We start from the raw sequence: 7067 nt of genomic DNA on the forward strand, positions 1-7067 counted from the left end.
CCGGCCTCAGGCCGCGGCTTGCCGGAATTCAGGGGTGCGCGACAGCAGCGAGAGCGAGAACACGCCCCAGTCATGGCCGTCGGCATGGAAAGCACGATCGACGAAATGCCCGTAGCGGCCATCGGCCAACGTGCCCGCTTCGATCTGCTGGTCCAGCTCGAAGCTGCGCTGGCCGAACAGTTCATCGATGGTCAGTGCGACGTCGCCGCCGGCCTGGCGCATGATCAGCACGCGCTGGCCTTCCTGCTGCACGGTGCGCGTGCCTTCCAGGAAGTACTTCAGGTCGACCACCGGGAACAGGTTGCCGCGCAGGTTGCCCACGCCCAGCAGCCAGGGCTGCGCACAGGGCACCGGGGTCACCGGCGGCATCGGTACGATTTCCACCACTTCGCGGAAATCGGACACCAGCCGGCGCTGGCCGACGCGGAAACCCACGCCACGCCACAGGTCCTGGGCAAACTGCTTCCCGGGCAGCTGCACCGCATGGGCCAGGCTGCGCCGTTCATAGGCTTCAAGGATGTCGAAGGGCGAGCGCATCAGGCCACCAGTTCGTTGATCCGCGCGATCAGTTCATCCTCGCGCGGCGGCTTGACGATGTAATCGGCGGCGCCCTGGCGCAGGCCCCAGGCCTTGTCGGTTTCCATCGCCTTGGTGCTGACGATGATCACCGGGATGTGCTTGATCGCCGCATCACGGGCCATCGCACGGGTCGCCTGGAAGCCACTCATGCCGGGCAGGACCACGTCCATCAGCACCAGCTGCGGCACCTGGTCGCGGACCAGCTGCAGGCCATCCTCGGCGTTGTCCGCTTCCAGCACTTCGTGGCCGGCACGGCGCAGCCACTGGGTGAACACCGCGCGGTCGGTCGGTGAATCCTCGATCAGAACGATACGAGCCATTGTGCCTTTCCCCCCTGGTCAGGCGTTGACGTACGTGCGGATGGCACCCAGCAGTTCTTCACGCGTAAAAGGCTTCGTCAGGTACTGCTCCGAGCCGACGATGCGTCCCCGCGCCTTGTCGAACAGGCCATCCTTGGACGACAGCATGATGACCGGGGTCGCCTTGAACAACTGGTTGCCCTTGATCAGCGCGCAGGTCTGGTACCCGTCCAGGCGCGGCATCATGATGTCGACGAAGATGATCTGCGGTTGCTGGTCTGCGATCTTGGCAAGCGCTTCGAAGCCGTCGGTGGCGGTGACCACCTCGCAGCCTTCGCGCTTGAGCAGCGTTTCCGCAGTCCTGCGGATGGTCTTCGAATCATCGATGACCATCACCCGGAGTCCTGCGAGTTCCCCGCCCGCAGTCGTGTTTTCAGTCATTGCCTATCCCCAAGCGCACGGCCCGATCTCTGGCGGGGGCCGCTGCGAAAGCGTATCTATATCGCACTTTCCGCGCCCGCTTCAAGGCCGCCCCACGGCGCGGGGCATGGCCCCCTCCTGAACGTGACGGGTTTCGCAATGAGTGCGCGACCGCCGGGCGGACGCTGCGTTGCAGTATGGCAGGGAGGCGCGCGACCGGCGTTGCCGCTACCATCAACGCCTTGCCTGACAGGTGCGACCATGCCGTTGAACGTCATCGTGGTGATGGACCCCATCGCCCACATCAAGATCGCCAAGGACACCACCTTCGCCATGCTGCTGGAAGCCCAGCGCCGCGGCCATGCCCTGCACTACGTGCGGCCGGGCGGACTGGCCCTGGAAGGTGGCGTGGCGGTGGCCCAGACCGCGCCGCTGCAGGTGCGCGACGACCCGGCCGGCTGGTATGAGCTGGGTGAGTTCAGCCGTACCGAGTTCGGACCCGGCCAGATCGTGCTGATGCGCAAGGACCCGCCGGTCGACGCCGAGTACATCTACGACACCCAGGTGCTGGACGTGGCCGCCGCTGCCGGTGCCTGCGTGGTCAACAACCCGCAGGGCCTGCGCGACTACAACGAGAAGCTGGCTGCCCTGCTGTTCCCGCAGTGCTGCCCGCCGACCCTGGTCAGCCGCGATGCCAAGGCGCTGAAGGCCTTCGCCCTCGAACACGGCCAGGCCGTGCTGAAGCCGCTGGACGGCATGGGCGGCCGCTCGATTTTCCGCAGCGGCCAGGGCGATCCGAACCTGAACGTGATCCTGGAGACACTGACCGACGGCGGCCGCAAGCTGGCGCTGGCCCAGAAGTTCATTCCCGACATCAGCGCCGGCGACAAGCGCATCCTGCTGGTCGACGGCGAACCGGTCGATTACTGCCTGGCGCGCATTCCCCAGGGTGACGAGTTCCGCGGCAACCTGGCGGCCGGGGGCCGTGGCGAAGGGCGCCCGTTGAGCGAGCGTGACCGCTGGATCGCCGGCCAGGTCGGCCCGGAGATGAAGCGTCGTGGCATGCGCTTCGTCGGCCTGGACGTGATCGGCGATTACCTGACCGAGGTCAACGTGACCAGCCCGACCTGCGTGCGCGAGCTCGACGCGCAGTACGGCCTGAACATTGCCGGCACCCTGTTCGACGCGCTCGAGGCCGGCCTGCGCTGATGCCGTCCGCACCTGCCGTTCTGCCCCCGCCGCCACGCGAAGCGCAACGGCTGGGGGCCACCATCGCACTGTCGGTGCTGGTCCACGCCCTGCTGATCCTGGGCGTGGGCTTCGCCGTGAAAGGCGATGCTCCGCTGGTGCCGACGCTGGAAGTGATCTTCAGCCAGACGCGCACCGCACTGACGCCAAAGCAGGCTGATTTCCTGGCCGCCGCCAACCAGGAAGGCGGTGGCGAGCACGACCGCGCACAGCGTCCGCGCGACAACCAGGCCGGCATCGTGCCGCAGGCGCAATCCGGACTCAGCCCGGTTCCCCAGCAACAGCAATCGGCCGCGCCGGTTCCGCCGCCGCAGGCACGGGTGGTCAGCAGCCGCAATGGGGAGGACACCGTGGCGCAGGCGCAGTCCCGTCCAACGCCGGAACAGCCTGAGCCGGATGCGCCGCTGAGCGCGCGCGAGCAGCGTGATGCCGAGATGGCGCGGCTGGCGGCCGAGGTGCATCTGCGCTCGGCGCAGTACGCCAAGCGCCCGAACCGCAAGTTCGTGTCGGCCAGCACGCGCGAATATGCCTACGCCAATTACCTGCGCGCCTGGGTCGACCGCGCCGAGCGCGTCGGCAACCTGAACTACCCGGACGAGGCCCGGCAGCGCCGGCTCGGCGGCCAGGTGGTGATCAGCGTCGGCGTGCGCCGCGATGGCAGCGTGGAAAGCAGCCGGATCCTGCGTTCAAGCGGGACGCCGTTGCTGGATGAGGCGGCGCTGCGGGTGGTGCAGCTGGCGCAGCCGTTCCCGCCGCTGCCGAAGACCGAGGACGAGATCGACATCCTGCAGGTCACCCGTACCTGGGTGTTCCTGCCGGGTGGCACCCTGCACGACGACCGGTAGGGGTTTGTTGCCCGGGCCTGCGGCCCGGGACCCGCTGAAAGGCTAGAGCAACGGCAACAGCAACAGCAACAGCGGCGGTTGGTGTACTGAAGCGTGGCGAGGCGGTGTCGGGCGGCGGGGACGCCGCAAGTACGTCCGTGTAGGCTTAGCCGCGGCATCCATGCCGCGGATACCCCGCCGCCCGACACCGCCCCGCCTCTGACAGATCACGGCGCACCATTGCTTGGGTAGGTGTCGACCTTGGTCGACACACATCCACGCCACGCGTGGATGCGAGCGAAGCGATCCGCTTTTGACTTTGATTTTCTTTTGATTTTCCGTGGCGGACGCACACGGAAACTGTCAGAGGTCGGGCGGGTTGGGTTCGCGGGGGTATCCGCACCATGGATGCCGCGGCCAAGCCCCCATGGGTGAGGGCGCTTCGCTTGCGAAGCATTGCTTCGCAAGCGCCCGAACGCCCAGCCGCCAGCGGCTGGGCCGGACTGGGGGTTCACGGCGTCCCCCGCGAACCCACCCCGCCCGGCCAAGCGCGGCTTTTGGTTTATGCGATCAACCAACCCCGCCACGAGGGGCTCAGCCGTTGGCCTTCGCCTTCGCCTCGCGCGCGGCCTGCTGCTCGACCAGGGTCAATGCCACGTTGTCGCGCAGGTACGCCGGCTCGACCTTCTCCGGTGCGATCGCCTCGCCACGCGCGAACGCCGGCACCGCCAGTGCCAGCACGTCCGACGCCCGCGGCAATGCCGCGGCATCAAAACCGCGCAGGCCACTGCCCAACTGTGCCACCAGCGCGCCGTCGCCCGCGCCGAAACCGGTACCGACACCGTAGGCCGACATTCCTTCCGGCAACGTCACCACGGAGGGCGCGCAGACGCGCTCGGCATCGCGCGCGACCGGCAGGCCGTCGACGCGTTCGAAGCGCGCGACGTAGAGTTCACCCATCCGGGCATCGATTGCCGACAGGATCTGCGTTTCTTCCACCGGTGCCCGCAGCGCCAGCACCTGCAGCGTCGAAACCGGCAGTAGCGGGCGGTCCAACGCCAACGCGATGCCCTGGGCGATGGCGATCGCCAGGCGCACACCGGTGAACGCCCCCGGGCCGCGACTGAGCGCGATGCCGTCGAGCTGGCGACGGCCGATGCCGGCTTCGGCGAGCAGCGCCTCGGCCCATGGCAGGCTCAGGTCGGCATGCCGGCGCGGGGCGATCTCGAAGCGTTCCAGCACCTGCCCATCGACATGCAGTGCAACGGAGCAGGCTTCGGTGGCGGTTTCAAAGGCGAGCAGTTTCATCAGATCAGGTCAGAACAGGGGGAACGTGGCACCGGGAGCCGGCTCCGGGCCCGGCGCGACAGCGGCCGGGTCAGCCGGATCAGCCGGATCATCAGCCACGGGCCCCCATTGTGGCGTAAAGAAGGCCTGCACATCGGCCAGGCTGCGGGTGCGGCGGAAGGGTGGCAGTGAATCCAGGAAGACCCGGCCATAGCCACGGTTGAGCAGGCGCGGATCGCACAGGACCAGCACGCCACGGTCGCTTTCGCTGCGGATCAGGCGACCGACACCCTGCTTCAGTGCGATCACCGCCTGCGGCAACTGTTCGTCGCGGAACGGATTGCCGCCCTGGCTGCGGATCGCCTCCAGGCGTGCCTCGTACACCGGATCGTCCGGTGCCGCGAACGGCAGCTTGTCGATCATCACCACGCTCAGCGCTTCGCCGACCACGTCCACGCCCTCGCGGAAACTGGCCGAGCCCAGCAGCACGCCATTGCCCGATTCACGGAAGCGCTGCAGCAGCGTCGCGCGCGGTGCCTCACCCTGCACGAACAACGGCCATGGCCCGTCGCGCAGTGCCTCGGCGGCCTCGCGCAATGCACGGTGCGAGGCGAACAACAGGAATGCCCTGCCCTGCGATGCCTGCAGCACCGGCCGAAGGGTCTGGATCAGCGCGGTTCCGAAGCCCCGTGCGGCCGGATCAGGCAGGCCTTCCGGCAGGTAGCACAACGCCTGCTCGGGCCAGTTGAACGGACTCGGCTGGACCAGGGTATGCGGATCGTCCAGGCCCAAGCGCGTGGCGATGTGGTCGAATCCATTGCCCACGGTCAGCGTGGCCGAGGTGAAGATCCATGCCGCGCGGCTGCGCTCGCGATGCTCGCGCAGCGGGCCGGACACATCCATCGGCGTGCGCTGGCAGCGGAAACCCCGCGGCGTGAGCTCGTACCAGAGCACATCGGCGGCACTGGCGTGGTCCGCCGGATCGGTATCGAAATCCAGGGTGGGTTCATCATCGCCCAGCCAGCGCTGCAACCGCGACACCGCCTCGCGCGCCCGCGCATGGCAGGCGTCCAGACCCGCCGCCGATTCGCGCAGCGGCTGAAGGCCCTGCTCCAGTGCCACCAGGCCGGCCATCACCGTATCGAAGCCGTCGCGGACCTGTGGCATGGCCAGCGCACGCCACTGCGTACCACGCGGCGGCAGCCCCTCCATCGCCGAACGCAACGCCAGCAACGCCTGTTGCAACTGGTCGACCGGCTCCTGCAGCGCCGATTGTGCGCCCCCTACGCCGCGCGCTTCAGCCAGGCAGTCGCGACCCAGTTCCTGCCATGGGCGCATGCCGAAACCTTCGCCGAAGAACTGCGCTGCCAGTTCGGGCAGCTGGTGTGCCTCGTCGATGACAAAGGCCTGCGCCCCCGGCAGCAACTCGCCGAAGCCGTCCTGTTTCAGTGCCAGATCGGCCAGCAGCAGGTGGTGGTTGACCACCACCACGTCGGCGGCCTGCGCACGCTGCCGTGCGCGCACCACGAAGCAGTCGTCCCAGAATGGGCAATCGGTGCCCAGACAATTGTCGACAGTGGAGGTGACCATTGGCAGCAGCGGCGAGTCATCGGCCAGGCCCTCCAGCTCGGCGATGTCACCGAACTCCGAGCGGCCGGACCACGCCAGGATGCGCTGGAACTGCGCGGCCTGTTCGGGACTGGAAAACCGCGGCTCGCCCCGCGCCTGCTGCAGTCGATAGCGGCACAGGTAGTTCGCGCGCCCCTTCAGCAGCGCGCTGCGCAGGCCGACGCCCAGCGCCTGGCGCACGCGCGGCAGATCGCGGTGGTAGAGCTGGTCCTGCAGCGCGCGGGTACCGGTGGAGATGATGGTGCGCAGCCCGGACAGCAGCACCGGCACCAGATAGGCGAAGGTCTTGCCGGTGCCGGTACCGGCCTCGGCCAGCAGCAGGTCCCGCTGCTGCAGCGCATCGGCAATGGCAGCGGTCAGGTGCAGCTGTGCCGGACGCGGGACGAAGGCATCCAGATGCGAGGCGAGCGCGCCGCCTTCGCTGAGGGCTTCGCGGCTGGCATGGACAAGGTCGGACATCAGAGGGAAAGGATACCCGGCAGGGCGCTGCCCGGCACCCGTTTCAAGCCAGAGCGCAGGCAAAAGCAACAGCAACAGCGTGGTTCATGGCTCTGGGTTGCTGCGTGTTTGGCGGGGCGGGAGGGGCAGGCAGGACACGCCGTAAACCCGTCCATGGGGGCTCGATGGCGCCATCCATGGCGCCAACGGTCCTGCCTGCCCCTCCCGCCCCGCCTTCGACAGTTTCCCGGTGACGGATGGACGTGCTTCGTGGCGTCGCGCTTGCTCGACTGATTCAGAAGCGGTGGGTCGAACGGAAACAAGAAGGGGTCGGAGCCGTTTT

Annotated in this window: 7 protein-coding genes; 2 read left to right on the plus strand and 5 right to left on the minus strand. The window is 68.1% G+C overall.

The window, feature by feature from the left end; translation table 11 throughout:
* Nucleotides 1–6: 6 nt before the first annotated feature.
* From N5E02_RS11070 to pilG, 3 genes are read right to left on the minus strand one after another with little or no spacing between them, the layout of a single operon-like run.
* Nucleotides 7–537 carry a chemotaxis protein CheW gene (locus tag N5E02_RS11070; protein WP_065178184.1) on the minus strand — a complete coding sequence of 177 codons (531 nt, stop codon included), beginning with the start codon at nucleotides 535–537 and terminating at the stop codon, nucleotides 7–9.
* Nucleotides 537–899, minus strand: coding sequence for a response regulator (locus N5E02_RS11075; RefSeq protein ID WP_005410717.1), 363 nt, complete (start codon nucleotides 897–899; stop codon nucleotides 537–539). Before N5E02_RS11075 ends, N5E02_RS11070 begins: the two co-directional genes overlap by 1 nt.
* Nucleotides 900–917: 18 nt before the next feature.
* A complete protein-coding gene (pilG, locus tag N5E02_RS11080; RefSeq protein ID WP_005418455.1) occupies nucleotides 918–1319 on the minus strand; it encodes a twitching motility response regulator PilG in 402 nt (133 codons plus the stop codon).
* A 240-nt stretch (nucleotides 1320–1559) separates the two neighbouring features.
* Between pilG and gshB the strand changes: the two genes are divergently transcribed.
* On the plus strand, nucleotides 1560–2507 hold the full coding sequence (gshB, locus tag N5E02_RS11085) for a glutathione synthase (RefSeq protein ID WP_065196658.1): 948 nt from the start codon (nucleotides 1560–1562) through the stop codon (nucleotides 2505–2507).
* Nucleotides 2507–3391 carry an energy transducer TonB gene (locus tag N5E02_RS11090; protein ID WP_065178182.1) on the plus strand — a complete coding sequence of 295 codons (885 nt, stop codon included), beginning with the start codon at nucleotides 2507–2509 and terminating at the stop codon, nucleotides 3389–3391. Before gshB ends, N5E02_RS11090 begins: the two co-directional genes overlap by 1 nt.
* 573 nt (nucleotides 3392–3964) lie before the next feature.
* Here the strand turns inward: N5E02_RS11090 and tsaB are convergent.
* On the minus strand, nucleotides 3965–4678 hold the full coding sequence (gene tsaB, locus N5E02_RS11095) for a tRNA (adenosine(37)-N6)-threonylcarbamoyltransferase complex dimerization subunit type 1 TsaB (RefSeq protein ID WP_053501251.1): 714 nt from the start codon (nucleotides 4676–4678) through the stop codon (nucleotides 3965–3967).
* Nucleotides 4679–4687: 9 nt separating this feature from the next.
* On the minus strand, nucleotides 4688–6745 hold the full coding sequence (locus N5E02_RS11100) for an ATP-dependent DNA helicase (protein WP_164230516.1): 2058 nt from the start codon (nucleotides 6743–6745) through the stop codon (nucleotides 4688–4690).
* Nucleotides 6746–7067: the final 322 nt, after the last annotated feature.

This window comes from Stenotrophomonas sp. GD03777 (assembly GCF_029842485.1).
GTDB lineage: Bacteria > Pseudomonadota > Gammaproteobacteria > Xanthomonadales > Xanthomonadaceae > Stenotrophomonas > Stenotrophomonas sepilia.